Genomic DNA, 536 nt, shown 5'->3' with positions numbered 1-536 from the left:
CCGTCGACGGGGCCGGGCAACCCGGCCGCGCGGCTCGCCATCACGAGCCGGGAACGTGCGAAGAGCAGCGCGATCGGGTCATCCGCCGCCCCGGTGTCGCGTCGGAAGTCGCCGCTGCCGAAGGCCAGCCGCAGCACACCGGGTGTCTCCGCGACGTCGAGCGCCGCCTCGATGCCGCGCGCGCTCTCGATGAGCGCCACGATCGGCAGGTCGTCGTCCAGCGCGTCCACGGTGCGTCGCACGTGCTCGGGCGACTCGACCTTCGCGAGCACCACGCCGGCGACGAGCCCCGCGCCGCGCAGCAGCGCGACATCAGTGCGCCACTCGTCGGACGCCGCATCGCCGATGCGCACCCATGGTCGCTCCCCGGCATCGGCGAGCGCGACGAGGCCGCGACGCGCGCGACCCTTGTGCTCGGGTGCGACCCCGTCCTCGAGATCGACGACGACGACGTCGGCAGCGGATGCCGCGACTCGCGCCGTGAGGGCGTCGGCCGATCCCGGCACGAGCAGCCACGACCGGGCGAGCCCGGCGGG

The 536-nt window shown here is 75.4% G+C and carries 1 protein-coding gene; it reads right to left on the bottom strand.

What is annotated here, in order from left to right; translation table 11 throughout:
* Positions 1-536: aldolase/citrate lyase family protein (locus GH736_RS24200; protein WP_235934676.1), on the bottom strand; the 536-nt coding region annotated here is incomplete at both ends.

The organism is Agromyces humi, assembly GCF_009720255.1.
In the GTDB taxonomy this organism is placed as follows: Bacteria; Actinomycetota; Actinomycetes; order Actinomycetales; family Microbacteriaceae; genus Agromyces; species Agromyces humi.
Note: the sequence above shows the minus strand (reverse complement) of the source record. Positions and strands in the feature narration are given on the sequence as shown.